20 protein-coding genes and 1 pseudogene are annotated in these 26457 nt (G+C 64.2%); 8 read left to right on the forward strand and 13 right to left on the reverse strand.

From position 1 onward, the window contains the following. From IOC61_RS07150 to IOC61_RS07160, 3 genes are all read right to left on the reverse strand, one after another. Positions 1 to 3054, reverse strand: coding sequence for an efflux RND transporter permease subunit (locus IOC61_RS07150; RefSeq protein WP_195688175.1), 3054 nt, complete (start codon positions 3052 to 3054; stop codon positions 1 to 3). Then, positions 3051 to 4112, reverse strand: a complete 1062-nt coding sequence (locus IOC61_RS07155; RefSeq protein WP_195688176.1) for an efflux RND transporter periplasmic adaptor subunit — start codon at positions 4110 to 4112, stop codon at positions 3051 to 3053. The genes IOC61_RS07150 and IOC61_RS07155 overlap by 4 nt, the downstream gene beginning before the upstream one ends. Before the next feature lie 80 nt (positions 4113 to 4192). After that, positions 4193 to 5191 carry an EAL domain-containing protein gene (locus tag IOC61_RS07160; protein ID WP_324254696.1) on the reverse strand — a complete coding sequence of 333 codons (999 nt, stop codon included), beginning with the start codon at positions 5189 to 5191 and terminating at the stop codon, positions 4193 to 4195. 387 nt (positions 5192 to 5578) lie between these two features. Between IOC61_RS07160 and IOC61_RS07165 the strand changes: the two genes are divergently transcribed. Continuing rightward, positions 5579 to 5899, forward strand: coding sequence for a hypothetical protein (locus IOC61_RS07165; protein WP_195688177.1), 321 nt, complete (start codon positions 5579 to 5581; stop codon positions 5897 to 5899). Between the two features lie 74 nt (positions 5900 to 5973). Here IOC61_RS07165 and IOC61_RS07170 read toward each other — a convergent pair whose 3' ends face one another. The 4 genes and pseudogenes from IOC61_RS07170 to IOC61_RS07180 all read right to left on the reverse strand — a co-directional run bounded on the left by IOC61_RS07170 (position 5974) and on the right by IOC61_RS07180 (position 10207). After that, complete coding sequence (locus IOC61_RS07170) at positions 5974 to 6507, reverse strand: aminoacyl-tRNA deacylase (RefSeq protein WP_229332984.1); 534 nt, start codon at positions 6505 to 6507, stop codon at positions 5974 to 5976. Positions 6508 to 6691: 184 nt separating this feature from the next. Further along, positions 6692 to 8947 (reverse strand): OsmC domain/YcaO domain-containing protein, encoded by a 2256-nt coding sequence (locus IOC61_RS07175; protein ID WP_229333037.1) that lies wholly within the window; start codon positions 8945 to 8947, stop codon positions 6692 to 6694. Between the two features lie 225 nt (positions 8948 to 9172). Then, positions 9173 to 9622, reverse strand: a pseudogene (locus IOC61_RS17895) (cupin domain-containing protein); the annotation flags it as partial. A gap of 18 nt (positions 9623 to 9640) precedes the next feature. Then, entirely contained in the window at positions 9641 to 10207 is a 567-nt protein-coding gene (locus tag IOC61_RS07180) for an SWIM zinc finger family protein (protein ID WP_195688179.1), read from the reverse strand. Between the two features lie 416 nt (positions 10208 to 10623). Here IOC61_RS07180 and IOC61_RS07185 point away from each other — a divergent pair, with 416 nt between their 5' ends. The 4 genes from IOC61_RS07185 (at position 10624) to IOC61_RS07200 (ending at position 15891) form a co-directional block, all read left to right on the forward strand. After that, a complete protein-coding gene (locus IOC61_RS07185; RefSeq protein ID WP_195688180.1) occupies positions 10624 to 11931 on the forward strand; it encodes an NRAMP family divalent metal transporter in 1308 nt (435 codons plus the stop codon). A 26-nt stretch (positions 11932 to 11957) separates the two neighbouring features. Then, positions 11958 to 13115 carry an alpha-hydroxy acid oxidase gene (locus IOC61_RS07190; RefSeq protein WP_195688181.1) on the forward strand — a complete coding sequence of 386 codons (1158 nt, stop codon included), beginning with the start codon at positions 11958 to 11960 and terminating at the stop codon, positions 13113 to 13115. A 312-nt stretch (positions 13116 to 13427) separates the two neighbouring features. After that, positions 13428 to 15017, forward strand: a complete 1590-nt coding sequence (locus IOC61_RS07195) for a BCCT family transporter (RefSeq protein WP_195688182.1) — start codon at positions 13428 to 13430, stop codon at positions 15015 to 15017. Between the two features lie 163 nt (positions 15018 to 15180). Beyond that, on the forward strand, positions 15181 to 15891 hold the full coding sequence (locus IOC61_RS07200; RefSeq protein WP_195688183.1) for an SIMPL domain-containing protein: 711 nt from the start codon (positions 15181 to 15183) through the stop codon (positions 15889 to 15891). Between the two features lie 9 nt (positions 15892 to 15900). Here IOC61_RS07200 and IOC61_RS07205 read toward each other — a convergent pair whose 3' ends face one another. Further along, positions 15901 to 17445, reverse strand: coding sequence for a glutamate synthase-related protein (locus IOC61_RS07205; RefSeq protein WP_195688184.1), 1545 nt, complete (start codon positions 17443 to 17445; stop codon positions 15901 to 15903). A gap of 287 nt (positions 17446 to 17732) precedes the next feature. Between IOC61_RS07205 and IOC61_RS07210 the strand changes: the two genes are divergently transcribed. The 3 genes from IOC61_RS07210 to IOC61_RS07220 all read left to right on the forward strand — a co-directional run bounded on the left by IOC61_RS07210 (position 17733) and on the right by IOC61_RS07220 (position 19807). Further along, positions 17733 to 18017: a hypothetical protein gene (locus IOC61_RS07210; RefSeq protein ID WP_195688185.1), complete on the forward strand. Its 285-nt coding sequence runs from the start codon at positions 17733 to 17735 to the stop codon at positions 18015 to 18017. Positions 18018 to 18135: 118 nt separating this feature from the next. Next, positions 18136 to 18741: an NAD(P)H:quinone oxidoreductase gene (wrbA, locus tag IOC61_RS07215; RefSeq protein ID WP_195688186.1), complete on the forward strand. Its 606-nt coding sequence runs from the start codon at positions 18136 to 18138 to the stop codon at positions 18739 to 18741. A gap of 160 nt (positions 18742 to 18901) precedes the next feature. Then, positions 18902 to 19807: a cation diffusion facilitator family transporter gene (locus IOC61_RS07220; RefSeq protein WP_195688187.1), complete on the forward strand. Its 906-nt coding sequence runs from the start codon at positions 18902 to 18904 to the stop codon at positions 19805 to 19807. 27 nt (positions 19808 to 19834) lie between these two features. Here the strand turns inward: IOC61_RS07220 and IOC61_RS07225 are convergent, their stop codons facing one another. The 5 genes from IOC61_RS07225 to IOC61_RS07245 all read right to left on the reverse strand — a co-directional run bounded on the left by IOC61_RS07225 (position 19835) and on the right by IOC61_RS07245 (position 26456). Then, positions 19835 to 21508, reverse strand: coding sequence for an MBL fold metallo-hydrolase (locus tag IOC61_RS07225; RefSeq protein WP_195688188.1), 1674 nt, complete (start codon positions 21506 to 21508; stop codon positions 19835 to 19837). An 81-nt stretch (positions 21509 to 21589) separates the two neighbouring features. After that, positions 21590 to 23401: a mechanosensitive ion channel family protein gene (locus IOC61_RS07230; RefSeq protein WP_229332985.1), complete on the reverse strand. Its 1812-nt coding sequence runs from the start codon at positions 23399 to 23401 to the stop codon at positions 21590 to 21592. Between the two features lie 114 nt (positions 23402 to 23515). Further along, a complete protein-coding gene (locus IOC61_RS07235) occupies positions 23516 to 24439 on the reverse strand; it encodes a metal ABC transporter permease (RefSeq protein ID WP_195688189.1) in 924 nt (307 codons plus the stop codon). Next, a complete protein-coding gene (locus tag IOC61_RS07240; RefSeq protein ID WP_229332986.1) occupies positions 24436 to 25650 on the reverse strand; it encodes a metal ABC transporter permease in 1215 nt (404 codons plus the stop codon). The genes IOC61_RS07235 and IOC61_RS07240 overlap by 4 nt, the downstream gene beginning before the upstream one ends. Continuing rightward, a complete protein-coding gene (locus tag IOC61_RS07245; protein WP_195688190.1) occupies positions 25644 to 26456 on the reverse strand; it encodes a metal ABC transporter ATP-binding protein in 813 nt (270 codons plus the stop codon). The genes IOC61_RS07240 and IOC61_RS07245 overlap by 7 nt, the downstream gene beginning before the upstream one ends. Between the last annotated feature and the right edge of the window lies 1 nt (position 26457).

Raw genomic sequence — 26457 nt, forward strand, 5'->3', positions numbered from 1 at the left:
TTACCTCGCCTTGTCGGTGTGCGGCGCAATGCGATAGCCCAGAGCATAGAGCGCCGGCACGAAGAACAGGGTGATCAGGGTGCCGACGGCCACGCCACCGATCAGCACATAGGCCAGCGGCCCCCAGAAGCTATCCAGGGTCAGCGGGATAAAGGCGAATATCGCCGCCAGCGCAGTCAACACCACCGGGCGGGCCCGCTGCACGGCGGCTTCCACCACGGCGTCGCGCATCGTCATCTCGGATCTGACGTTATCCGCCACCTGCTGGGTCAGAATGAGGGTGTTGCGCATCAGGATCCCCGCCAGCCCGATCAGCCCCAGGGTAGCCACGAAGCCGAACGGCTGGTTGAACAGCAGCAGTGCGGCCACCGCTCCGATCAGCCCCAGCGGGGCCGTCGCTATCACGATAAAGGTACCGGCGAAGGAGCGCATCTGCAGCATGATGAAGATCAGCATCAACACCACCATCAGCGGCTGCAGGGCCTGGATCGAGGCCTCCGCCTTGGTCGACTGCTCCACCGAGCCGCCAATATGCAGCTGATAGCCGGCGGGCAGGCGTTCACGCAGATCGCCGAGCGCCTGCCAGACCTCCTGGGTCACATCGTTGGGCTGGGCGCCCTCGATCTCGGCGTTGACGGCAAGGAACGGCTGGCGGTCGATGCGCCGGATCACCGGCTCCTCGAAGACGGTCTCCAGCTCGCCCAGCTGGGCCAGCGGTATGCGCCGCCCCTCGCGGTTGAGGATCTCCAGGCTCTGCAGATCGACGCTGTCGGTCTGCGCCCCACGTCCCACGGCGGGCACCAGGCGAATACCGTCGCGCAGCTCGGTGATGGTCATGCCATCCAGCTGGAACTGCAGCTGACGCGCCACCTCGTCCGGGGTCAGGCCGACCAGCTGCAGCCGGTGATGATCGATCGCCAGGTGCAGCCGCGGGACCCGCTCGTTCCACTCCAGATGGGGGTCGCGTATGGCGGCATGGTCAGCCATTTCCTCACGCACCTGATGGCCGATCTCGCGCAGGCGGTTGGGTTCGTCGCCCAGCACGCGAATGCTGACCGGCCAGTCGACCGGTGGCCCGTAGAGCAGCTTCTGCACACGGACGCGGGCCTCGGGGAAGTCACCGGCGGCGATATGCTCGTTGAGCTTTTCGATCAACCGTTCCCGCGCCTCCCCTCCCTCGGTCACCGCGATCAACTTGGCAAACGCCGGATTGGGCTGTTCGGGGTTGGCGGAGATAAAGAAGCGTGGGGCCCCCGCCCCAACGTAGGCGGAGAGCGACGCCACCCCGTCGGCCTCACCGATCAGCGCCTCGAGGCGACGCGTGGTCGCATCGGTGGCGCCGATCGCCGTGCCCTGGGGGTGGTAGACGCTGACCAGCACCTCGGGACGGTCCGAGCTTGGGAAGAACTGTTTCTCTACCGGCCCGGCAAGGCCCGCGGCAGCCGCCACCAGCAGCACCACCGTAAGCGCCACCACGCTCTTGCGGTAGCGCACGCAGCCACTGATGATTCCGCGCAGGCGGCGATAGCCCCGCGACTGGTAGGCCTCGCGCTGGCCATGGGCCGCCTTCTGCTCGGGCAGCAGCTTGACGCCCAGGTAGGGGGTGAAGACCACCGCCACGATCCACGACAGCAGCAGCGAGACACACAGCACCCAGAAGATATTGCCGGTGTATTCGCCCACGGCTGACTGGGCAAAGCCGATCGGCACGAAGCCTGCCACCGTGACCAGGGTTCCGAACAGCATCGGCGCCGCGGTCACGTTCCAGGCGTGGGTAGCCGCATCGAGCCGATTCCACCCCGCCTCCATCTTCACGATCATCATCTCCAGGGCGATGATGGCATCGTCGACCAGCAGACCGAGGGCGATGATCAGGGCGCCGAGGGTGACGCGGTCCAGATTGATCCCCATCGCCAGCATCGTCACGAAGGTCAGCGCCAGCGTGATCGGAATGGCGATTCCCACCACGATGCCGGCGCGCAATCCGACCGCCAGCATGGTAACCAGCATCACCACCAGCACGGCGACCAGGAACTTCACCTGGAAGAGATTCACGGCGCCGGCGATGGCATCGGCCTGGTTGGTCATCACCTCGAGGGACATGCCCAGCGGCAGCCGCTTGCGCTCCTGCCGCCAGAAGGCATCCAAGCGATCGCCAAATTCGAGGCCATTGACGCCCTGCTCCATCACCACTCCCAGCAGCAGGCTCTCTTCGCCGAAGGCGCGCACCAGATAGCTGGGTGGGTCCTCGTAGCCGCGGGAGATCTCGGCGATATCGCCCAGGCGAATCAGCCGCTCACCGATACGGATCGGCACATCGGCCAGCGCCTCGGGGTCCGACAGATCATTGGTCAGTCGCAAGTAGAGGCGCGGCCCCCGGGTGTCGATACGCCCGGCAGGCAACAGCCGGTTATGTGCCTGGATGGCGGAGAAGACGGCCTCGGGGGAGATGCCCAGGCTCTGCAGCCGCGCCAGGTCGAAGTCGACATGCATGCGCTCCTGGCGCTCGCCCAGCACCTCGGCCTTGTTGACCCCCTCGACCCGCTGCAGCCGGTCCCGAACCCCTTCGGCCTCGCGTAGCAGCTCACGCATCGGCATGCCGGGCGCGGTCAAGGCCGCCAAGGAGAAGTAGGCGTCACCGAAGTCCTCGTTGATCATCGGCCCCATCACGCCCTCGGGCAGACTGGGGGCGGCATCCTGCATGCGACGACGCACCTGATAGAAGCGCTGCGCTATCGCCTCGCCGGGTACGGTATCCTCGAACTCCACCTTGAGGTCGGCACGCCCGGGGCGGATGGTCGTCTCGATGCGGTAGAGATCGTCGACCTCCTGGATGCGCTTCTCCAGCGGGTCCACCACGCTCTCCTGGATCTCTTCCGGCGAGGCACCGGGCCACGCCGCCGAGACCATCATCACCCGTACGGTGAAGTCCGGGTCCTCCGCTCGCCCCAGGGAGGCGAAGGCATAGGCCCCCGCCAGCAGCGCCAGTATCAGGAAGAACAGCGTGACGGCCCGCTCGCGAACCGCCAGCGCCGAGAGGTTGGGAAAGCTCACGGCGCCTCCTTCGCGTCCAGCGGCCGCACCGCCATGCCATCAGTGAGCAGGTGGGTCCCCAGGCTGATCACCGCCTGCCCGACCTCGAGCCCGTCACCGCTGACCCAGGCGTGCTCGCGGGTCACCTGTTCAAGCGTCACCGGCAGCGGCTGCGCCTCCCCCTCCACGACCTGCCATAGCCTGGGGCCCTCGCCGCGCTCATCCAGCGCCGCCACCGGCACCTGGAAGCGCGCCTGCGCTGTGGCATCCGCCAGGGTAAAGCGTGTCTGGACCACATCGCCCAGGCTGCGCCCCTCGAGCGGCGCCTCGAGACGGTAACGGGCGCGCCAGGTGCGGCTGGCCGGGTCGGCCGCTCCCGCCACCTCGCGGCGGGTCAGGGTGATGCGCCGCTCCCCCACCAGCAGCTCGCCCGTCTGGGGCGGTCGCGACCGAGCGGGGAAGTTGACTTCGACCTCGCGCGGCCCCTCCTGCGCCAGCCTGGCGACCGCCTGACCAACGCCGACCACCTGCCCCGGTTCACCGCTGACATCGATCAGCACACCATCGGCCTCGGCACGCAGGCTCGCATGGTCCAGGGCGTTACGCGCCTGGGTGACCCGGGCACTCGCCGCCTCGCGGCGCGTCCTGTTCTCGCGCACCCCCAGCTCGGCACGCTCGAAGGCCTGACGGCTGAGATACCCCTTCTCCAGCAGCTTCCGGTCCCGGGAGAGATCGGCCTCGGCCACGTCCAGCGCCGCCTCGGCAGCGGCAAGCTCCGCTCGGGCGGCGGCAAGTGACTCTTCAAGATCACTGGGGTCGAGGGTGAACAGCACCTCGCCCTGGTTAACGCGCTGGCCGGCATCGACGTGGCGCGTGGCGATCTGACCGCTGACCCGAAAGGCCAGGGGCGTTTCATAGCGGGCGCGCAGCACCCCGGTGAGTGACAGCGTGGGAGCCGAGCTCGCCGTCAGCGGGGCCGTCTTCACCCAGCGCGGTGAGTCCGCCACCGATGGCGGCGACGAGTCCTGGCAGCCGGCCACGAGCACCAGCAGCAACAGTGGGAAGGGCAGATATCGCATTGGGCATCCCGGAATTTCAAACGATTATTTGAAACGATCATACCAGATGATTCCGGCACCAACTGCCCATTGGCTCACCCCTATTCCGTTAGCGTCCTGCCCTCATGGAACAAGGCATCGGATATCGGCGCCGGGCGCCCCAGAAAGTACCCCTGCGCCTTGTCCACGCCAAGCTCTCTGAGCACGTTCAGCTCTTCGATTTTTTCGATGCCCTCGGCAATCACGTTGCACCCTACCGCCTTGGCAAATGCACACAGCGCCTTTGCGAGCAGAAATTTCTGTGGGTGGCAGTGGATGTCCTGGGTCAGGGTAATATCGAGCTTGATGATATCGGCCCCGAGCTCAAGAATATGATGAAAACTGGCGTAGCCTGATCCGGCATCATCGATAGCCAGGCGAACACCTCTCTTGCGAAGAGGCTCCAGGGCTTCTCTCAAGTCCGCATAGCTATAAATTGGCGAGTGCTCGGTAACCTCGAGAACGATACGGCTGGCATCCGTATTTTTCAGCGCTGCGTGTACCGCCCCGTTCAAGATAGAGTCCGGTGACGCGTTGACCGCAATATAACTATCGGCACTGAACGCATGCATGCCTTCGATGGCCTTGCCGATAGCCACCACCTCGAGGGCTTTGCCCAGATTGACGCTGGCGGCCTCGTCAAACCAGATATTGGGTGCCCTGTAGGGCTCAGTAATAAATCTTGAAAGCGACTCGAAGCCCACCACCCGACCGGACTTCAGGCTGTATATTGGCTGATAGTGGATGGCGTTACCTTCTTCATCCAGTACCGACTGAACCCTGCTGGAAACGCCTCGATAAAGTGTTTCGGCCTTGATATCGCCTTCAATCAACTCGCTCGCTATCTCGGAAATTGCGTTCAGAAAAGATAGTTCCCTGCTGTTAAGCGTCTCATCCGGCACATCTTTATAGCAGCAGAAAGTACCGTATACTTCACCGCTGGACAGCATGATAGGCACTCCCATATAGGCGCCTATCGATAACTTGTCAGTGACGCTCATATTGCGGGTGACAGGATTTATTTGAGTATCATTAATAATATTATCAAGCTCGTCATCCACAATTCTCTTGCAATAAGTTTTTTTCTAGCGGATCCGAACCTCCAACGCTAACGGGAGCGTTTTCATCCTCGGCGTCGACAAACTTGAAAACACGTTCTCCATCGACAAACTCTGAAATGAAGGCAACATCCATATCAAGATGCTTGCGAAGAATGGATAGCACATTCTTCAACTTCACATCTACGCTACCCGAACAACTTCATTAAAAAGATATGCCGGCAAACTCTTATTTTCCATCTTATCCTCTGACCCTTGCCACTAACGTTGACCCAGTATTGCCTGATTATTATCCGGATTTCGACATTCGCCGCCATGTCTATACAAGCCGATACACTCCAGCGCGGTCAAGTGCATTGCCTGACGTCAGGTGCTGAAGTCCGGAGAGCGATGGTATCGATTAGCGCGACCGCCCGCGCTGGGCGGTCTGCCTCGCGCAGCGAGACGCTGCTGGGTGCGCTGGTGGCATTCTCGGGGCTGACGCCCCTGATCCTGACTTTCAGTGGAAGCGTGCCCACGCCGCCGCTCGCCTATGCGGCGGGGATGGCTGCCGGGCTGTCGTGGATCGCCTTCTCCCTCTATCTAAAGACGGGCAGCCAGTCACGGCCGACCGACTATAGGCTCCTGTTCGGCGGTGTCGCCGCAATCGCGCTGTGCCTGCACCTGCTCGTTGAGCTCACTACCGAAAGAGCACCGTCGGGAACTGGCTGATGGCCTCGGTGATCGGCGTGTCAGCGCTTGTACCGGGACTGCCGTTTCAGCCAGCCCTCTGCCCCGACCTACCCTCACAGCGCCACTTCAATGGGATTCACAAGCCGCTCGAAATCCCCATAGGACAGCTGCATGACATCCGTGTGATTGCCGGCATTGAAGGCGATGCGGTCGGCGGCGGTCAGATGTGGTGAAACAAACACCTCCATCCCGAAAAGATGGCCAAAGGGTGGCATCGCACCGACCTCGCAATCCGGGAAAGAGTCCTTGAACTCGCCCTCTTCGGCCAGCTCCACGGTCGTGGCGCCGACGGAGTGAGCCATCTGCTTCAAGTCCACTCGATCGGACGCCGGTAGAACTGCCTGCGCCAGCCGTCCGTCGATCTTCACCATCACGCACTTCGCGAAGTGCCTGCCCGTCACATGGACAGACTCGGCAATCTCCTGTGCGGTATAGGCCGGGGAGTGCTGGAGAATCGAATACTTGACGTTCTGATCATCGAGATACTGTTTCACTCGCTCCATGGACATGACGATCACCTGCTCGTTGTCTCGCCAAAGCACGACTATCATTTCAAGGATAGTCCCCATCGGAGCGGTCGTCTCCATATATCCCTTGGCCAACGCTATGCTGCGGTCGGGTCTGCTGTCCGATGGCCCCGGCAAGTGGCCGACGCCTGAAACCAGCGCGTGGCTGACCTCAGGCTGCCCCTGCTGGATCCGACGGGAAGGCAGCGGAGCCGGCCGCACGCTGCTGTGCGGCGGCTCATCGCTGGAAGAGGCCCGGAAGCGCTCAGGCGTCCGCAGAACCGTAGACGTCCTGCATACGCATGCCGGCCCGGATGGCCCGGGCGGCATGCAGCTTCCTGTAGCTCTCGATCAAACGCTGATGCTTTTCCAGCCCTTCCAACGCCATGCTGGTCGGGGTGAGGCCATGGAAGCGCACGCTGCCGTTCACCGAGCCGATAACCGCCTCGATGGTCTCTTCACCGAACATCCGCCCTAGGTTATAGCGGAAGTCGTTCACCTCGAGCTCGTCATCCAGCACGACCTCCAGCACCGCCTGCACCGCCTGATAGAAGAGATTGCGCTCCACGGTGTTGTCGTTGTACTGCAGGAACATCTCGACCCGCTCCAGCGCCTCCTCGTGCTGCCCCAACGCCAGATGGATCAGCAACTTGAGCTCGAGGATGGTGAGCTGGCCCCAGATGGTGTTCTCGTCGAACTCGATGCCGATTAGCGAAATGATCGTCATATGCTCGTCGAGCTGGCTCTCCTCCAGGCGCTCGAGCAGATCGGCTAGCTCGCCGTCGCTCAGGCGGTGCAGGTTGAGGATATCCTCGCGGTAGTCGAGGGCCATATTGGTGTTGTCCCACACCAGGTCCTCCACCGGATAGACCTCGGAGAAGCCGGGCACCAGGATGCGGCACACCGGCGCGCCGAGCTCTTCGCGCACCGCGACATAGGACTCCAGCCCCATCTCCTCGAGGATGCCGAACAGGGCCGCGCTCTCCTCCTCGTTGCTGTAGGTGCCGCCGCCGGTGAAGTCCCAGTCGCAGAACGCGATCTCCGAGCGGGAGCTGAAGAAGCGCCAGGAGATCACCCCGGACGAATCGATGAAGTGCTCCACGTAGTTATTGGGCTCGGTGACCGCCATGGAGTTGAAGGTGGGCGGCAGGAAGTCGTTGAAGCCCTCGAAGCTGCGACCCTGCAGCAGCTCGGTGAAGGTCCGCTCCAGGGCCACGTGGAAGCTCGGATGCGCACCGAAACAGGCGAATACGCCACCGGTCTTGGGGTTCATCAAGGTCACGCAGGTCACCGGGAACTGGCCACCCAGGGAGGCGTCCTTGACCAGCACCGGGAAGCCCTGGGCCTCCAGCGCCTCGACGCCCTCGACGATCTCGGGATAGCGTGCCAGAACCTCCTGGGGGATATCGGGCAGCACCATCTCCTCTTCGATGATCTGCTTCTTCACCGCCCTCTCGAGGATCTCGGAGAGGCACTGCACCTGTGCCTCGGCCAGGGTGTTGCCGGCGCTCATGCCGTTGCTGAGGTAGAGGTTCTCGATCAGGTTCGACGGGAAGTAGACCGTCTCGCCATCGGAGTGACGCACGAAGGGCAGCGCGACGATGCCGCGATCCGCCCGTCCGGAGTTGGTGTCGATCAGGTTCGAGGCGCAAAGCTCCCCTTCCGGGTCGTAGACCTCGCGGCAGTAGGCATCGAGGATGCCTTCCGGCAAGGCATCCTCGGGCCCCGGCAGGAACCACTTCTCGTTGGGGTAGTGAACGAACTCGGCGTTGGCGATCTCCTCGCCGAAGAACTGATCGTTATAGAAGAAGTTGAAGTTGGTCCGCTCGATGAACTCGCCCAGCGCCGAACAGAGCGCACTCTCCTTGGTGGCGCCCTTGCCATTGGTAAAGCACATCGGCGAGGCGGCGTCGCGGATATGCAGCGACCAGACGTGGGGCACGATATTGCGCCAGGAGGCGATCTCGATCTTCATGCCCAGATCGGCCAGGATGCCGGTCATGTTGGCGATGGTCTGCTCCAGCGGCAGGTCCTTGCCCTCGATCCAGGTACCGCCGTCACCTTCCCCATCGCCCAGCGCCTTGCTCCTTTCACCGCCCATCAGCAGGGCCTGGGCGTCCTCGTCGATGTTCTCGACCACCTCGATCTGAAACTCCGGACCGGTCTGCACCACCTTCTTCACCGTGCAGCGGTCGATGGAGCGCAGGATGCCCTGGCGGTCCTTGTCGGAGATATCCTCGGGCAGCTCGACCTGAATCCGGAAGATCTGCTTGTAGCGGTTCTCCGGGTCGACGATGTTGTTCTGCGACAGCCGGATGTTCTCGGTGGGAATATCCCGGGCGTTGCAGTAGACCTTGACGAAGTAGGCCGCGCACATCGCCGAGGAGGCCAGGAAGTAGTCGAAGGGCCCCGGCGCCGAGCCGTCACCCTTGTAGCGGATGGGCTGGTCGGAGATGACCGTGAAGTCGTCGAACTTGGCCTCCAGGCGGAGGTTGTCGAGATAGTTGACCTTGATTTCCATGGGGCACCGGGGGAGCGTTGAGCGTAACCGCGCATTATCCCAGCTCTGGTGCTCATCGTCATGCCGAATCCACAGATTGCCAAGGGCATTGGTCACGGCACGGCAAGAAGCGGCCCCTATCCACGCCAGGAGCACCCGCGCATCAACGGCGCGGAACACCTCCACGGCCTGGCCTTGTTCGGTGACCTCGATCATCTCTCCGCCGCCCTGGGCGAAGTGGAAGGCATGTACCGTGCCGGCGGGCACGTGGACCAGAGTTCCTGCATCACAGAGCGCTGACTGGTCGCCGGCCGAGAAGTGAACGGCCCCCTTGAGCACACAGAAGCTTTCGTCCCAGGGGTGGCTGTGCGGTGGCGGACCCACACCTTCGTCACCCCGCTGCAGGGTGATTTCCCGGCCATTGGCCTGGTCCTTGGATATCAGCACGGTGACGTCTACACCGACGACCGACAGGGGCGATGCATGGTCGCTCGAGCGAAGAATGGTCGCATGGGGATTCATGATTCTTGCCTCGCTACGGTCCTGTCGGGCCAGGGCACCGACTGGGGTGACCCCGATACCCGTACCCGTTGCAAGCAGCGACCATAGCGCGCGTGCCTGAAAGGCGTGGGTGACCGAACTCCAGGCATACTCGTACCCCGTGCCGGAAAGCTGGCGGCCCTGCTCGCCGAGCATCAGCAGCTCCAGGGCCTCCTACTGGTCGGGAGCCAGCCCTTGAGGTGGCCTGGGCGTAAGCCCCCCACCACACCGCACATTGAGGGGTCGCGGCTTCACCCAGCCGTTACCGCGTGCGCGCCGCTTGGTGGGCCGTACCCAGACCGGTGATACCTGGAGCGTCGGCGAGCGCGGGTTCGGGTCAATATCCAGGAACAGCGCCAGGCGGTGGTCCTCCTCGAGCTCTTCGACATATCGCTTGCCACCGAACGGCGACTGGAGCTCGGCCAGCCACGCCTCCCAGCGCTGCTCCAGCATGGCGGTGTCATCCTCCGACGGTACGCCCTCGGCCTCCATGGCATCGATAAAACTCTGGATCACCGCCACCGCATGCTTGCATTGACGCCCTACGGGGCAGCTGCAGTCGCTGACCACGCCCATCTCGGGATTGTCGAGATCCACGGCCAGGCTGGTGAGATAGCGGCTGCGCCCGCTGCCATCCACCTGAGCCCGCAGCACCAACATCGCGTCCTCATGGTCAATACGCGGGCGCTTGCGCACCTTGCCCTGCTGCGCATAGGCCTGCCCACGGGCAAACGATTGCACATCGAAACTTGACTGCCAATGGATATCCTTCAAGGCGCGGTAAAGCGTCAATTCGGAAGCAGCAAGATGGGCATCCGGCACAATGATTCCTCGATAGATAACGACAAGGTCGTTATTGGAACGAAACCCGATACCCGATACCCGATACCCGAAGCAACGATGGAACGCGAGACAGGCGTTTCATATCCCCCACCACGGCGGATGACATCGACGTATCGAAACCACGAGGAATGTTAGTCAGGCAACCATATTCGCCCACCGCTAAATCGAGTATGGTAATCGGTCTTGTTTACCGCCTGGTCGATAGCCGGTCTGGCGACCAAGGCCGTCTGAGCCGCGCCACCGTTGCCGAGCCCGGTGCCTGAACCGCCAACACAACCTTACATCTGCCCCCGAATCAGCAGTCAGGCCATGCCATGAACCAACCCTTGTCCTCCGCGGCATCCGCTCGTTTCGTCCCTGCCAAATACCTGGCGGCCCTCGGTCCCGGCTTCCTGTTCGCCGGGGCCGCCATCGGCACCTCCCATGTGGTGCAAGCGACTCGCGCCGGAGCCGAGTATGGCATCGGCCTGTTGGGGTTTATCCTCCTGGCGATCCTGATCAAGTACCCCACCTTCTTCTTCGGCCCCTTCTATGTCAGCGTCACCGGCAAGTCACTGATCGAGGGCTATCGCCAGACCTTCGGCAGGAGCGTGGTGGCGCTGTTCGCCCTGGTGCAGCTGCCGATGCTGGCGATCATCATCGCCGCCATCGCCATTACCACGGCGGGCCTGGTCGGCACCCTGCTGTCACTGGACCTGAGCGCCCCGGCTATCGCCACCGTGCTGATCACCGGCGGCTGCCTGCTCACCTATACCGGCGGATACCGAATGCTGGACTGGGTCAACAAGGTGTTTATCGTCATTCTCACCCTGACCACCCTGTTGGCCACGCTGGCAGCGTGGCCGATGGTCGACTGGAGTCTCTATCCCGCAACCGCCGCCTCGCCGCTCTACAGTGCCGCCACGCTGGTGACCCTGGTGGCGGTGCTGGGCCTGATGCCCTCGGATATCACTCTGGCAATCCTCAACTCGCTGTGGTCGGAGGCTCGTAACAAGACCCGTGGCGAGCGCTGCGACACCGAGGCGGAGAAGCTCGATTTCGATATCGGCTATATTGGCGCCGCGATCCTTGCCGCATGCTTCGTGATCATGGGCGCCGGGGTGATGCATGGTCAGGGCATCACTCCTGCCGACGGTGCGGTGGGTTTCGCCAGCCAGGTCGTCGGCCTTTACACCTCGACCCTGGGGGAGTGGAGCGGCGTTGTGGTGGGAATCTCGGCCTTTACGGTGATGCTGACCACGCTGCTCACCGTGCTGGACGGTTTTCCGCGCATGATGACCGCCGCCTACCATGCCATTACTCGCCCCGAGGAGATCGAGGCGGAGACGCGCAGGATCGAGGGAAGCCATGCTTATCTGATCGCCATGCTTGCCCTGTCGCTGCTGGCCATCCTGATTCTCTTCACCCTGATGGGCAACTTTCGATTGTTCATGGACTTCGTGATGGTATCGGCCTTCCTGCTCAGCCCCATTCTGGCGGCGCTCAACCATTTCACCGCCAACGGCGCCAGCGTGCCCCTGGAGCAACGCCCCTCGCTTCTGATCAACGCCTGGAGTCTGCTGGCCATCGCCACCCTGGTGCTGCTCTCGCTGGGGTATCTCTTCGTGCGCTTTATCCACTGACCCTCTGAGACCAGGGACGACTCAGCATGCCGACCATAACCTGCATCGACGACCTACAACGCCTGGCACGGCGCCGAGTGCCCAGGATGTTTTACGACTATGTGGACTCCGGCGCCTGGACAGAAAGCACCTACCGGGCCAATGCCAACGACTTCGCCAGCATCGGACTTCGCCAACGCGTGATGGTGGATATGAGCGATCGCCGTCTGGAGAGCGAGATGCTCGGCGAGCGAGTGAGCCTGCCACTGGCGCTCGCCCCCACCGGCCTGACCGGCATGCAGCACGCCGATGGCGAGATCCTCGCCGCCCGCGCCGCCGAGGCCTTCGGAGTGCCCTTCACCCTGTCGACCATGAGCATCTGCTCCATCGAAGACATCGCCGAGCACACCTCGCGCCCCTTCTGGTTCCAGCTCTATGTGATGCGCGACCGGGAGTTCATCGGTCGACTGATCGACCGCGCCAAGGCGGCGGGATGCTCGGCCCTGGTGCTGACCGCCGATCTGCAGATCCTCGGGCAGCGCCACAAGGACATCATCAACGGCCTGACGGTGCCACCCCGCCCCACCCCTCGCAACCTGCTCGACCTCGCTACCAAGTGGCGCTGGTGTCTGGGCATGGCACGCACTCGGCGGCGCACCTTCGGCAACCTCGCGGGTCACGTCGAGGACGCCACAGACCTGGGGCAACTGGCCAAGTGGACCGCGGGCCAATTCGATACCAGCCTGAGCTGGGACGATGTCGCCTGGATCAAGGAGCGCTGGGACGGCAAGCTGGTGATCAAGGGCATCCTCGAGCCGGAAGATGCCGAGCAAGCGGTGGCAGCGGGGGCCGATGCCATCGTGGTCTCCAATCACGGTGGCCGCCAGCTGGACGGTGCCACATCCAGCATCCAGGCCTTGCCCGCCATCGTTGCCGCCGTGGGGGATCGCTGCGAGGTTCACCTGGACGGCGGTATCCGTTCCGGCCAGGACCTGCTCAAGGCCCTGGCGCTGGGTGCCAAGGGCGGCTATATCGGGCGTGCCTTCCTTTACGGTCTGGGGGCGATGGGCCAGGAGGGTGTCAGTGAATCCCTGCGGATCATCCACAAGGAGCTGGATACTACCCTGGCGTTATGCGGCCTGCGGGATATCCATGATGTCGACACCCGGATCCTGCGCCCAGGCAGCTACCCCATGGCGAGCTGAGCCGCCCTCGCCCCCTGTGCCGCCAGCTGCCAACGGCTCTCGCTTGGCGGCGCAGTGATGCCAACCCAGATTTCTATTATTTCATTGATTTAACTGAATATTATTACGCAGCGGCACCCATCTTGAGGCACCATGCATGACCTTTGAGCCAGGCCGCTATCGACAGCTCTCCGCACTGCCCGAGTCACCAGGCAGGCATGGCCGACAGCAACCCTCTTTAGACTTATAAGTCAGCTCTTGTTAGCATTCCGTCGTTCTAGTCGGCGCCACCCCCTCGGCGCCACAAATTCTCGCAACTAGAGCAATTCCCTCATGCCCCCCATCACTGCCCCTGCATCCGCCGGGAACTCGGCGTTTTCGCGTCTGGGCGATCCCATCGTTCTGCTGCTTACGGTCGGCTTCATCGTGGCCTTCGTGGGCCTGTCGCTGTATGACATCAGCATGGTGGCCGACAGCATCAGTGCCGGCTTCGCCTGGACCGCCGTAACGCTGGGTACCTACTTCCAGCTACTGCTGCTGCTGACCTTCATGATCGCCATCGGCGTGGCCATCTCACCCGCGGCCAGCGCCCGGGTCGGCCAGCTGGACAGCCCACAGATCAGCACCTTCAAGTGGCTGTCGATGATCATGTGTACCCTGCTGGCCGGTGGAGGCGTCTTCTTCGCCGCCGGTGAGCCCATCTACCACTTCGTGGTGACGCCGCCGGCCTTCGACACCGAGGCCGGCACCGCCGAGGCCGTCGCCGGCGCCCTCGCCCAGTCGTTCATGCATTGGGGCTTTCTGGCCTGGGCCGTGCTGGGAACCCTCAGCGCTATCGTGCTGGCCCATGCCCACTACGTGAAGGGACAGCCGCTGCAGCCCCGCACCCTGCTCTACCCGGTCTTCGGCGAGCGGGTCATGCGCGGCGCGCTCGGCAGCATCGTCGACGCCTGCTGCGTCATCGCGGTGGTTGCCGGCACCGTCGGCCCAATCGGCTTTCTCGCCACCCAGGTGAGCTTCGGCCTGCATGAGCTGTTCGGCATCAGCCAGGGGTATGGCACCAAGCTCGGCATCCTCGTGGTGCTGGCGGGTGTCTATATCACCTCGGCCATGACCGGCGTGCACAAGGGCATCCAGATCCTGTCGCGCTTCAACGTCTTCCTGGCGCTGGCGATTGCCGCGGTGATCCTGGTCGCCGGTCCGACACTGTACCTGGTCAACGCCTTCAGCCAGGGCTTCGGTGAGTACCTGTCATCGTTCTTCAGCATGGCCACCATGAGCGCCGAGACTGCGCCGGCCTGGTGGATGCAGTGGTGGACGGTCTTCTTCTTCGCCTGGTTTATCGGCTATGCGCCGCTGATGGCGATCTTCGTGGCACGCATCTCCCGCGGCCGCACCATTCGCGAGATGATCCTCGCCGTGGCGGTGATGGCGCCGGTCGCCACCACCCTCTGGTTTACCCTGCTGGGTGGTTCCGGTATCCACTACCAGCTGATCGGTGCGATCGACCTCACCGAGGCGCTGAACAACTTCCAGTTCGATGTGGCGACCCTGACCGTGGCCCAGGCCCTGCCGGGCGGCACCCTGATGGCGCTGGCCATCCTGCTGCTGACCAGCATCTTCGTGGCGACCACCGGCGACTCCATGAGCTATGCCATCGCCGTGGTATGTGCCGGCCACGACGAGCCCAGCTCGCTGGTGCGCGCCTTCTGGGGCCTCGCCATGGCGGTGATGGCCGGCATCCTGCTCTATATGGGGTCGGGCCAGATCGGCGCACTGCAGCAGTTTATCGTGATCACCGCGATTCCCGTCTCGCTGGTACTGCTGCCCTCGCTGTGGGCTGGCCCCAAGGCGGCCTATGCCATGGCCCGTGAACAGGGTGTCATCACGCCCAATGTGGCGACCATTCCCAAGGCCGACTGAGCCACAACTGACGCTCGGCAAGTGGAAAGAGAAGTGAGACAGGGAGGCACCCATCCGGGTGCCTCCTTTTTTCTTTTTGCAGCGTGAGGCACGCTAAACCTCTGATAGGCTCGGTAGTACCTACTCTTCACGACCTGGTCGTTATCACATGGAAGGAGCCATCATGAAGATCTTCTCAGCCTTGATCCTTGCCGTCGCCACCATCGTGGCGGCCTCGTTGATTGGCGAGGGGCTTACTCATCTGCGTACCGGCGACCGCTACGTCACCGTCAAGGGACTCGCCGAGCGCGAGGTCGAGGCGGATCTCGCCCTCTGGCCGCTGCATTTCGTGGCCTCCGGCACGACCCTGCAGCAGGCCCGCGAGGAAGCCCGCGCCAGCCGCGAGGCCATTCTCGCCTTTATCGAGCGTCACGATATTGATACCCAGCAGGTGGAGCTTCAGCGCCTCAACGTCAACGACACCGCCGCCAACCCCTATGGCAACAACGATGGCGAGCAGCGCTTCATCATCAATCAGACCCTGATGGTGCGCAGCACGGAGATCGAGCAGATTCGTGATACTGCCCAGGCGGTGGGCGAGCTGCTCGACGCCGGCGTGGTCCTCTCATCGGACTACGGTCCCAGCGGCCCGATCTACCTGTTCAACCGCCTTAACGAGATCAAGCCCGAGATGATCGCCGAAGCCACGGCAGCGGCTCGGGAGTCAGCCGAACAATTTGCCCGAGATGCCAATGCCGATATCGGTACCCTGCGTCGTGCCAATCAGGGGGTATTCGAAATACGCGCTCGCGACCAGGCGGCAGGCACCTCCGAAGAGCAGCAGCCGATCAAGACCGTCAGGGTAGTCACCACCATCGAGTATTATCTCGACTAGGTTGGCAGGCTAGGGTGGCAAGAGACCGGCGAAGCGTACACCGCTGAGCAGGGCCATCTCACGCTTCCAGGTCGCCAGGTCCCGAGGCCCGAAGCCGGCCAGGCTGTCGTGACCGCAGGCACGCGCCATAACCTGCATCAGCTCCACCGAGGAGCGCAGGAAGCGCTCGAGCTGGGCGGCAGACTTTTCGACATCGAGGCGTTGGCGCAGGTCGCCCCGCTGGGTGGCGATGCCCGCCGGACAGTTGTTGGTATGGCAGATCCGTGCTGCCACACAGCCAATCGACTGCATGGCGCTGTTGGCGATCGCGACCCCATCGGCGCCCAGCGCCAGGGCCTTGACGAAGTCGATGGGCAGGCGCAGACCGCCGGTAACGATCAGGGTCACCCGACCGCTCGCTCCCTCCTCATCGAGATAGCGGCGGGCACGCGCCAGGGCCGGAATGGTGGGCACGCTGATATGGTCCCGGAACATCAGCGGCGCCGCCCCGGTGCCACCACCGCGACCATCGAGGATCAGGTAGTCGGCGCCGGCGTCGAGGGCAAACTGGATATCGTGTTCGATATGGTTGGCGCTGAGTTTGAAGCCTATCGGGATGCCACCGGTGATTTCGCGTACGCGATCGGCACAGCGGCGGAAGTCATCGACCGTATGCAGCTCCTCGAAGGTCGCCGGCGACACGGCTGGCTGGCCCTCTTCGAGGCCCCGCACCTCGGCGATTCGGGCCGACACCTTGCCAGCTGGCAGATGCCCGCCGGTACCGGTCTTCGCTGCCTGGCCACCCTTGAAGTGAAACGCCTGGACCTTCTCGAGCAACCGCTCCTCATAACCGAAACGGGCACTAGCCAGCTCGTAGAAGTAGCGGGAGTTCTCGGCCTGCTCCTCGGGCAGCATGCCGCCCTCGCCGGAGCAGATGCCGGTGCCGGCGCGCTCGGCGCCTCGCGCCATGGCGATCTTGGCCTCCTCGGAGAGTGCCCCGAAGCTCATGTCGGAGACCAGCAGGGGCATCTCGAGGGTCAACGGCTTCTTCGCCTCGGGGCCGATCACCAGGCGGGTATCGACCTTGGCGTCATCGAGCAGCGGCTGGGTCGACAGCTGAGCCACCATCAACTGTAGGTCGTCCCATTGGGGCAGGGTGTGACGCGGCACGCCCATGGCATCCATGGGTCCGTGGGGGCCTACCCCGTCTAGCCCCTCCCGTGCCAGACGATGAATCAGCTCGACCGTGGGTTCCTCCTCGGTGGCCTTGGCCTTGGGGGCGGCGCTGCCATCCCCCGACTCGGCTTCGGGTGCCTCATGGCCCACCTGCTCCTTGCTGAACTGCTTGTGCGTACCATCGCAATAGGGGGCGTCACCCGTCTGCTTGCACCGGCACAGGAACACCTCATCGTCCTGCTCGGCGGTGAACATCAGTGGCGTGAAGCCTGTGCCTTGATGAGAACCATCACAGAAGGGTTGATCACCGGAGCGACCACAGCGGCAGAAGGCGTACTCCTTGCCCTTCGCCAGTGTGACCTTCTTCGGCTTGTTGTCGGCGATGACCGGCTGGCTCATATGATGCTCCTTTGTCTGTGGCCCTCTTCAAAAGCCCGCTGAGGCGCCCCGCGAGGCCAAGAAGTCCTCATTTCCATTCTGCAGTAACTCTGGTCCGGCGGCCAATCACTGTCGAACCATCGAGGCGGCCCCTGGCACCCGTTTATCCAACAACCATTCTATTTTTACGAAAAGTACATCCGAAATATGCCTCTTTTGTTCTATCCGATTGACCATTTAAGATTCTCATCACCAATCAGAGAGCTTCAAACGAAGCCATATCGATACCCCTACAAAGGAGATACTTCATGTCACTCAAGCCGATGCTATCCGCCCTGCTGATCGCCGCTATCCCGATGGCTGCCCAGGCCGGACAGGCCCCAGCACTTACCTCACAGCTCAACGAGCCTCTGGCCACCCAGCAAGCCCCGGCGCAGGAAACGGTGATGAGTGTTTCCGGACCGATCGAGAACGAAGGCAGCAGCACTGCCATGGCCAAGGCACGTGCTACGCTGAAAGCGCAGCATCGCCAGGCAACGAACATTGAATTGACCGGCGATCCGCTGACGCCGGCTAAAAAGGCAACATCATGAAAGGGTCGATCGAGTCTCGCTGCTTCACAGGGGACACGCCATGGCAACATTGATCCAAGCCGTTGCCCGCTTGTTAGGAAAATCAAAAGCTCACAACCACAGCCGGGAGATACAGCCCATGACCAAGGTACTGGTTCTTTACTACTCCATGTATGGCCACATCGAGACGATGGCCAACACTATTGCCGAGGGCGCACGCCAGGTGGAAGGCGTTGAGGTAACGGTAAAGCGCGTGCCCGAGACCATGGCCCCCGAGGCGCTGAAGGCCGCCGGCGGCAAGACGGATCAGGCGGCCCCTGAGGCCTCTCCCAAGGAGCTCGCCGACTACGACGCCATCATCTTCGGTACACCCACGCGATTCGGCAACATGTCGGGGCAGATGCGCACCTTCCTCGACCAGACCGGTGGCTTGTGGGCCGGTGGCGGCCTGGTAGGCAAGGTGGCCAGTGTCTTCACCTCGACCGGCACAGGTGGCGGCGAGGAGATGACCATTACCTCGACCTGGACCACCCTGGCGCACCACGGGATGATCATCGTGCCGATCGGCTATGGCACCCCGGAGCTGTTCGATATCTCCCAGGTTGGTGGCGGTACCCCCTACGGGGCATCCACGATCGCGGGAGGCGACGGCTCTCGCCAGCCTGACGAGCGTGAGCTGACGATTGCTCGCTACCAGGGTGAGACGGTGGCCAAGGTCGCGGCTCGACTCAAGGCCAACGGCTGAGACTCCTCCCGGCCCACCCTCACATCTCCCCTGAACTGACGTGCCGGCAAGCCCCTCCTCCCTGGCGGGGCTTGCCGGCACGCTTGCGGTATCGAGCGGGCAGGTTCCCCACTCCTGACCGTTTCGCTAACATGAGACGTCCCTGACCACGAGCTCCCCCATGCAAGCCACCCTCGAGCAGCGCGCGCTGAAACTCTCCATCATCATGACCCTGGTGGTCTCGAGCCTGGGGGTCGCCGTCGGCCTGCTGGCCGGTTCCCAGTCGATCCTCTTCGATGGCGTCTTCTCCACCATCGATGCCGCCATGTCGGGGCTGGCACTGCTGGTGGCAAGGCTGGCCGTGCGCGAGGCCAGCCAGCGCTTCCAGCACGGCTACTGGCATCTGGAGCCACTGGTAGCGGCCCTCAACGGCAGCATCCTGATGCTGCTGTGTTTCTACGCCTTCCTGACCGCACTGCTCGACCTGCGCGAGGGCGGTCGCGAGCTGGCCTTCGATCTGGCCATCGCCTATGCCGTGGTGGTGGCCATCGCCTGCTTTGTGATGACCGCCTATCAGCGAAAGATCAATCGCACGGCGGACTCCGAGTTCGTGCGCATCGACATGCAGGGCTGGCTGATGGCCGCGCTGATCACCACCGCGCTGCTGGTGGCATTCATCATCGCGCGGCTGCTGCAGGGGACGGCCTGGGCCCATCTCACGCCCTATGTGGATTCGGTGCTGCTGATGCTGCTGACGGCCGGTTTCATGCCGGTCCCCATCGGCATCGTGCGCCGTGCGCTCAAGGAGATCTTTCTGATTGCACCAAGCGCACTGGACGCGGAGGTCCATGCCGCCATGACCCCGGTGATGACACGCGAGGGGCTACTGACCTACTACAGCCATGTGGCCAAGGCGGGGCGTGGCCACTATATCGAGATCCATATCGTCACCACGACCGACTTCGCCGCCGAGCGTGGCGTGGCACTGATGGACGAGATTCGCGAGCAGATCGCCGAACGCCTCAGCCCTCCACCGGAGCGGCGCTGGTTTACCGTGGCCTTTACCGCCGACGAGCGCTGGGCCTAAGCATGGACGACTAAGTCCTTATCGGGCTTATCGTCTTGATGAACGGCCCGGGCTGTCCCAGATGCCCTCGCGCTGCACCGCTCGCCCCTCCTCTTCCAGCTTGAGCAGGTGGGCCAGCGCCGAGCGTGTCGCCACTCCCTGCTTCGCTTCCGGCACATCGTCATAGGCTTGGCGTGTCAACGCCTCCAGGCTTGCCGGGCCGCGGCGCGACAGCGCCAGGCGAACCTTGTGCTCGCGAGCCAGGCGATGGGTGATCAGGAAGTCGATGGCACCATGGGCCTCGCCGATCAGGAAGCCGTGGCCCGGGGCGATGGTGTCGAACGCCTCCTCGCCCAGGGCATGCAGGGCCGCGATATAGGCGGCCATATCGCCGTCCGGGGGGTTGATCACCACGGTGGAGCCCTGCATGACCTGGTCGCCGGAGAAGAGCAGTCGCTTATCCTCCAGCAGATAGCAGAGATGATTGGAGGCGTGCCCCGGAGTATGCAGCACCTTGAGGGTGCCGGCCGGCGTCTCGAGGCGCTCCCCGTGTCGCGGGCAGTGGTCCGGAATGAAGTCGGCGTCCTGGCTGTCGCCGGCTGGGGGTGGCAACCCGACCAGCCGGGCACCGGTGCGCGCCTTGAGCCACATCGCTCCCGGCGAGTGGTCGATATGGGTGTGGGTCACCAGCACCCGGGAGATCCTTCCCTCGGCAAGCTCGAGCAACCGCTCCAGATGGTCGGCGTCGGCGGGGCCGGGATCGATCACCAGATGATCGCCTCCGTCGCCAAGTAGATAGCTGTTGGTGCCGGGGCCGGTCATGCTGCCCGCGTTGGGGGCGGTCACCCGGGTCACCCCAGGCGCCAGGCTGACCGCCCGGCCGGGCACGATCTCGGCCATGGCGCTGGCGTGCCGCTGGGGATCCAGGCGGCGCACCTCGGCATAGGCCGGTGAATCCGGTTCCACCTGGCAGCGCTTCCCCTGGCGCCGGGCCGGCCAGGGTCGACCGGGATGCGCCGTCGGCGGGTTGGCATGGGCATGGCGTAGCAGCGCTTCGGCGCTGGCAAAGTCACCGATCAGGCGAAGAGTACGCAGGGTCGGATAGCTCAGCCCCATCTCCCCACGCCGATGGGCCTGCAACGCCTCCTTCACGGTCAACCAGGTGTGGGCGATCGTCTCGCTGCCGTCGGGGACGGCACGCTGTCCCGGGGGCGCCAGGGTCACGAAGAAGTGAGTGTCGAAGCGCCGCGGCGCTCCCGGTGGTGTCACCCAGCGCCCCAGATAGGCCAGCCGATCCAGCGGCAGGCACAGGTCATACTGCTCACACAGCGCCCGGAAGCCCACCTGCTCGCCTCGCAGCGCCTCACGCCCCTCGACGAGGATCGGGTGTTCCCCCGATAGCGGTGTGCCATCGACACCCATGGCCGGCAGCAGCCCCGCCTCCTCCAGGCACTCGCGCAGGGCGGCGATCATGTAGTCGGTCCCGCCCTCCTCCAGGCTCATCACCTGACTGATATCGGCATCATCGCGTCCCCGCACCAGGGCCCGAGACTCGAGATCCTCCACATCCACGGCGCCACCGGGAAAGACGTGATAGCCGGGCAGAAAGGCGGCCTGCCAGGTACGCTGCAGCAGCAGGACTTCCAGGCCCGCCAGGCCATCGCGCACCAGCGCCAGGGTAGCGGCGGGACGCACCCGCGGGGTTCGCTCAGGGTGACTCATGTCGACCAGACTCTCCTTATCGCTTAGTGGCGTTATTGATTTAGTGGCGTTACTGATGTGGGGCCCTATCGATATGAGGATTCATGATGATCCAGGGTGCCCCTCACCCGCCTGGCTCGGGTCGGATGAGAGCTCGGCGCCCTCGGCAATGGTCACATCACGGCGGCTGACGGCCACCACCTCCCGAGGCCACCACTCGGGATGCTCGTCGCGAATAAAGGCCAGCAATTTCTCGCGCAGGCGGGCCTCGGCGACCCACCCCCCCATGGGTTCACGGGTCATCATGTAGCAGCGCACCTCGACCGTTGCCTCGGTCTGGGCCGTCGCGTAGCAGCACAACTTGTCCGGCTCGATCACATCGGGCTCCTGCTCGGCGAGCTCGTGAAAGCGTTGCCGCAGGCACTCGATATCGGCGCTGATGTGCAGGGTAAGCGCCAGCTGGCGATAGAGACGTGCATCCTTGGCGGAGAGGTTATAGAAGGGTTGAGAGACGAAGTGCTTGACCGGCACGATCAGGCGCCGCTCGTCCCAGCCCCGCAGGCGGATAAAGGTATAGAAGATGCCTTCGACATAGCACCACTGCCCCTCGAACACCACCAGATCCCCCATCCGAATCGGCTTGGCCAGCGACAGCTGGAAGGAGGAGAGGATATTGCCCAGCACGGCCTGGCCGGCGATACCCACCAGCACCGTCAGGACACTGGCCGACGCCAGCAGCGAAAGACCGAGGGTACCGAACAGATTGATCTCCGCCAGGATATAGATCGTAACCGCGATGATCGTGACCAGGATGATGCCGCGCCTGAGGGCATAGAGAGAGGTCAGCAGCTTGCGTTCGTCTCGGTGACGGGTGTCATCGATCTCGCCCACCAGACGCTGGGTCATCCTGTGCAGGAAGGCGTCGACCAGGCGCAGGGCGGCAAGCCCCATGCCCCAGGCCATGATCACGATAAGCAGGATCCGGAAGCCGGCTGTCGCCACACCGGAGAAGGAGACCACGGTGCCCAGCAGCACCTGGGCCATCAGCGACATGGCGATAAAGGTCACGGGTACCGGTATTCGGGCAACGAAACGTTTGGCCAGGGTGCCGGCCGGCAACCAGCCCGCCATGGCCGAGGTGAAACGATACACGGCCCACCCCAGCAGACCGATCAACGTCAAGAAGAGCGGAATCGCCAGCCACTCCCATAACCGCAGCATGCCCAGCGAACGCTGGAGTCGCTCGGGTATGCGCTGCTCGAGCCAGGAGGGCCCGTAGGCCTTATAGAGGACGGGGATAAATGCCAGGGTGTCGGGAGTTATCAACCACACCGGCTCCTGATCGCCGGCCCGATAGCGGGCGATGCGAATCGCGTGGGACTCGCCGTCGGCCTCCAGCGAGGTCAACAGAAGGTTACGGCGCGGCTGCCCCGTCAAGGGGTGCTGCCCCGACATGTCCTCGACCATGGCATCGCGTCGACTGGAGAGGTCCGAGGGTTGCAGCCAGTCGCCCCGCTGCAGCACCGACGCAAGCTGGCGTGCCAGCTCGCCACCCCGGGTGGCCTGCTCCTCGGCCGGCAGTTCGGTGAGATTGAGCAGATGCGCCGCCGCCTCGAAATCTCCCTTGCCGCTCAGGGTAAGGAAGCTGCGCAGCGCCTCACGGGGTGTCTGGCGCCGCACCTTCTCGGGCGGCTCGCCGAGGCCGCTGTTGAGCGTCTCGAGGGTGAACCAGGGGCCATCCTCATGCTGAGAGGACTGAACCGCGACCGGACACGCCAGCAGCAGTGCCAGCAACACGAATACCCAAGAAAGCACCGGCATCGGCGTCGGCGTCGGCGTCGGCGTCGGCGTCGGCGTCGGCGTCGGCAATACCCGGCGCCATTGGGGCAAGCAGCGCGAGAGATAGCGCTTCATGTCGGTCCCTCCCTACCCGTCGTTAGCCTCCCCTACCCGGCCATCCGCGGCCGGGCTCCGCTCCTGGCAGTACACGCGATGCTTGCCGTACCGTCTACCCCCTCCGCGGTCGATTCAGTCCTGATGCGCCGCCCCCGTGCGGGCGCGGCAGGGGCCGAACAGGCAGGCGGCAAGCAGGATCAAACCTGCCAGGCTGGCGATCATGCCGGCGGCGCTGAGCGACGTATCGAAGCCCAGCCAGCGCGGCGCCTCACCGGCCAACAGATAGCCCCCTACCGCGGCCAGCAGGGCGAATACCTGACTCCAGACGATCTGCACGCCAAGGCGGTTGGTCATCAGCCGCGCGGCGGCGGCCGGGCAGATGAACATGGCGATCACGATGATCGAGCCTACCGCCTCGAAGGCGGCGATGGCGGCCACCGCCACCAGGGTCACCAGCATCAGGTCGACCAGCGCCGGACGGGTGCGCATGCTGGCGGCGAAGTCGGGGTCGAAGCTGGCCAGCACCAGTGGACGCCGCATCACCACCACAAAGGCTACCACCACCAGGCCGACCCAGGCGGCCCGGCCCAGCTGGGGGGGAAGGTCGGCCAGCGCCTGGGGGTCGAACAGCGAGGCAAGGCTAACCCCATCGAACCAGATCAGGCTCTCCAGGTTGCCGTAGAGGGCATGCTCGACGTCCAGGTGCACCCCGGAGGCGCCATGCCACTCCAGCAGCAACACGCCGACGGCGAACAGGCTGGTGAAGACCACGCCCATGGCGGCAGTCCCCTCCACCCGCCCCAGGCGGCGAACCAGCTCGATCAGCGCCACCGTCACCAGGGCGGCCACCCCGGCGCCGAGCATCATGGCCAGCGAGGCCAGGGTGCCGGTAATCAGGAAGCTGACCACGATCCCGGGCAGCGCCACATGACTGATGGCGTCGCCGATCAGGCTCTGGCGACGCAGCACCAGGAAGTTGCCGAGCAGCGCACAGGTCATCGAGATGATGATCGCGATCGTCAACGGCACCAGGCTGAACATCATGAACTCGTTCATCGTGTCACCTCCGCGGGGGGCAGCTCCGCCTCCAGGGCCATGATGGCATCCGCCGACAGCACCTGACCGATCGGGGTCAGACCGGCATGCTCGCGATGCAGGGCATCATCCGGGTAGCGTCGCCGATAGTGCGCCCAGAGTCGCTCCTCATGCTCGGCGTCGCGCGCCGCCGCCTCGCCCGCCGGGGTGGCGACCCCATCGCGGCGCACCAGGCCGCGACGGCGCAGCAGCCTCAGCGTCAGGCCATCGAAGATCGGCTCGTTGCGACCCAGGGCCAGCAACCCCTGACGCAGATGCACGCGCCGGCGCAGGCGCTGGTAGGCGAGTAGAGAGGCCAGCACGCCGCGGCGCGGCGAGAACAGAAAGGAGATCAGGAACAGGCCGAAGGCGGAAAGCACGATCAGTGGTCCGGTGGGCAGACCCTCACGCACGCTGGAGAGCGTCACGCCGAGATAGCCCGCCAGGGCCCCGAGCAGAGCGGCCAGGGCCACCATGCGCATGGGTTGATCGGTCCAGAACCGCGCCGCCACCGGAGGAATGATGGTCAGCGCCACGATCAGGATCAGTCCGGTGACCTTGAGGCCGATCACCACGACCGCCATCAGCAGCAGCAGAAGCAGCAGATCGAGCCTGCTGGTATTGTAACCCTGGGTGCGGGCGAAGGCCGGGTCGAAGCAGAGCAGCAAGAAGTCGCGTCGCCACACCAGCAGCGCCACCAGCAGTCCCAGGGCACAGGCGGCGATCAGCAGCGCTTCGGAGTAGAGCATGCCGGCGGTCGCCCCTACCAGGTAGCTGTTCAAGCCTGACTGGCCGCGCACCGAAAGGGTCTGGATCACGGTGATCAGCACCACCCCGAAGGCGAAGAAGGTCGATAGCACGGCACCGATGGCGGCATCCTCGCCCAGTCGAGTGCGCTCCGCGATGCGTTGCACCAGCCACAACCCCAGGGCGGCGCTCCCCGCGGCACCGGCGAGCAGCACCGGCAGTACCCGCCCATCGCCCTGCCAAATCCCCATGACCAGGAAGGCCAGGGCCAGCCCCGGCAGGGTGGCGTGGCTGATGGCATCGCTGACCAGGGCACGCTTGCGCAGCAGGATATAACTACCCACCATGCCCGCCGCGGCGGCCAGCAGCATGGCACCCACGGTGACCAGACTCGTGTTGTAACCCAGGGTGAAGGTAAGTGCCCGCCACCAGGTCTCCATCACCATCTCCTCTCCTCCTCCTGGCGCCTGCCACTCGGGGACTCGGTGAGTCGCGCCAGCTGAACCGGGCTGAGTCGGCCGCCGTAGGTGGCCTGCAGGTTCTCTTCGGTGAAGGCCTCGTCGACCGAGCCAGCTGCGATGCGCCGCACATTCATCAGCAGCACATGATCGAAGTAGTCACGCACCGTGGCCAGGTCATGATGCACGCAGAGCAGGGTTCGGCCCTCGTCGCGCAACGACTTGAGTACCTGGATGATGGCCGCCTCGGTCGCGGCATCGACCCCGGCGAAGGGCTCATCGAGGATGGTGAGATCGGCCTCCTGGATCAGTGCCCGAGCCAGAAACACCCGCTGCTGCTGACCGCCGGAGAGCTGGCCGATCTGGCGGTCGGCAAAGCCTTCCATGCCGACCCGTGCCAGGCTCTCCATGGCGCGCTGGCGCAGCTGCCGGGAACCGAACTGCCACCAGCGCAGGTCCCGGTAGAGCCCCATGCCCACCACGTCGATGACGCGTGCAGGGAAGTCCCAGTCGACACTGGAGCGCTGAGGCACGAAGGCCAGGTGGCGGGTCTCCTGAACGAGCGGGCGGCCAAAGACCCGCACCTCGCCGGAGAGGCGCCGAGTGATGCCCAGCGCCGCCTTGAGCAGCGTCGACTTGCCGGCGCCATTGGGGCCGATGATGGCGCTCATGCTGCCCGGCGGGGTGACGAAGTCCACCGAGTGGACGACCGGGCGGTGGTCATAGCTGACCGTGAGCCCCTGGATCGCCAGGGGACTGGCGATCACTTCCTTGCCGAGGCGTGAATCGGGCATG

Source organism: Halomonas sp. KAO (assembly GCF_015595025.1).
Lineage (GTDB): Bacteria > Pseudomonadota > Gammaproteobacteria > Pseudomonadales > Halomonadaceae > Halomonas.

Bases quoted from the DNA above. Each gene is read 5' to 3' on its own strand.
- IOC61_RS07245 (WP_195688190.1), bottom strand. From the start codon at position 26,456: ATGCCCGATTCACGCCTCGGCAAGGAAGTGATCGCCAGTCCCCTGGCG.
- IOC61_RS07230 (WP_229332985.1), bottom strand. From the start codon at position 23,401: ATGAAGCGCTATCTCTCGCGCTGCTTGCCCCAATGGCGCCGGGTATTG.
- IOC61_RS07175 (WP_229333037.1), bottom strand. From the start codon at position 8,947: ATGGAAATCAAGGTCAACTATCTCGACAACCTCCGCCTGGAGGCCAAG.
- IOC61_RS07185 (WP_195688180.1), top strand. From the start codon at position 10,624: ATGAACCAACCCTTGTCCTCCGCGGCATCCGCTCGTTTCGTCCCTGCC.
- wrbA (WP_195688186.1), top strand. From the start codon at position 18,136: ATGACCAAGGTACTGGTTCTTTACTACTCCATGTATGGCCACATCGAG.
- IOC61_RS07240 (WP_229332986.1), bottom strand. From the start codon at position 25,650: ATGGTGATGGAGACCTGGTGGCGGGCACTTACCTTCACCCTGGGTTAC.
- IOC61_RS07200 (WP_195688183.1), top strand. From the start codon at position 15,181: ATGAAGATCTTCTCAGCCTTGATCCTTGCCGTCGCCACCATCGTGGCG.
- IOC61_RS07165 (WP_195688177.1), top strand. From the start codon at position 5,579: ATGGTATCGATTAGCGCGACCGCCCGCGCTGGGCGGTCTGCCTCGCGC.
- IOC61_RS07220 (WP_195688187.1), top strand. From the start codon at position 18,902: ATGCAAGCCACCCTCGAGCAGCGCGCGCTGAAACTCTCCATCATCATG.
- IOC61_RS07155 (WP_195688176.1), bottom strand. From the start codon at position 4,112: ATGCGATATCTGCCCTTCCCACTGTTGCTGCTGGTGCTCGTGGCCGGC.
- IOC61_RS07235 (WP_195688189.1), bottom strand. From the start codon at position 24,439: ATGAACGAGTTCATGATGTTCAGCCTGGTGCCGTTGACGATCGCGATC.
- IOC61_RS07210 (WP_195688185.1), top strand. From the start codon at position 17,733: ATGTCACTCAAGCCGATGCTATCCGCCCTGCTGATCGCCGCTATCCCG.
- IOC61_RS07205 (WP_195688184.1), bottom strand. From the start codon at position 17,445: ATGAGCCAGCCGGTCATCGCCGACAACAAGCCGAAGAAGGTCACACTG.
- IOC61_RS07225 (WP_195688188.1), bottom strand. From the start codon at position 21,508: ATGAGTCACCCTGAGCGAACCCCGCGGGTGCGTCCCGCCGCTACCCTG.
- IOC61_RS07170 (WP_229332984.1), bottom strand. From the start codon at position 6,507: ATGGAGACGACCGCTCCGATGGGGACTATCCTTGAAATGATAGTCGTG.
- IOC61_RS07195 (WP_195688182.1), top strand. From the start codon at position 13,428: ATGCCCCCCATCACTGCCCCTGCATCCGCCGGGAACTCGGCGTTTTCG.
- IOC61_RS07190 (WP_195688181.1), top strand. From the start codon at position 11,958: ATGCCGACCATAACCTGCATCGACGACCTACAACGCCTGGCACGGCGC.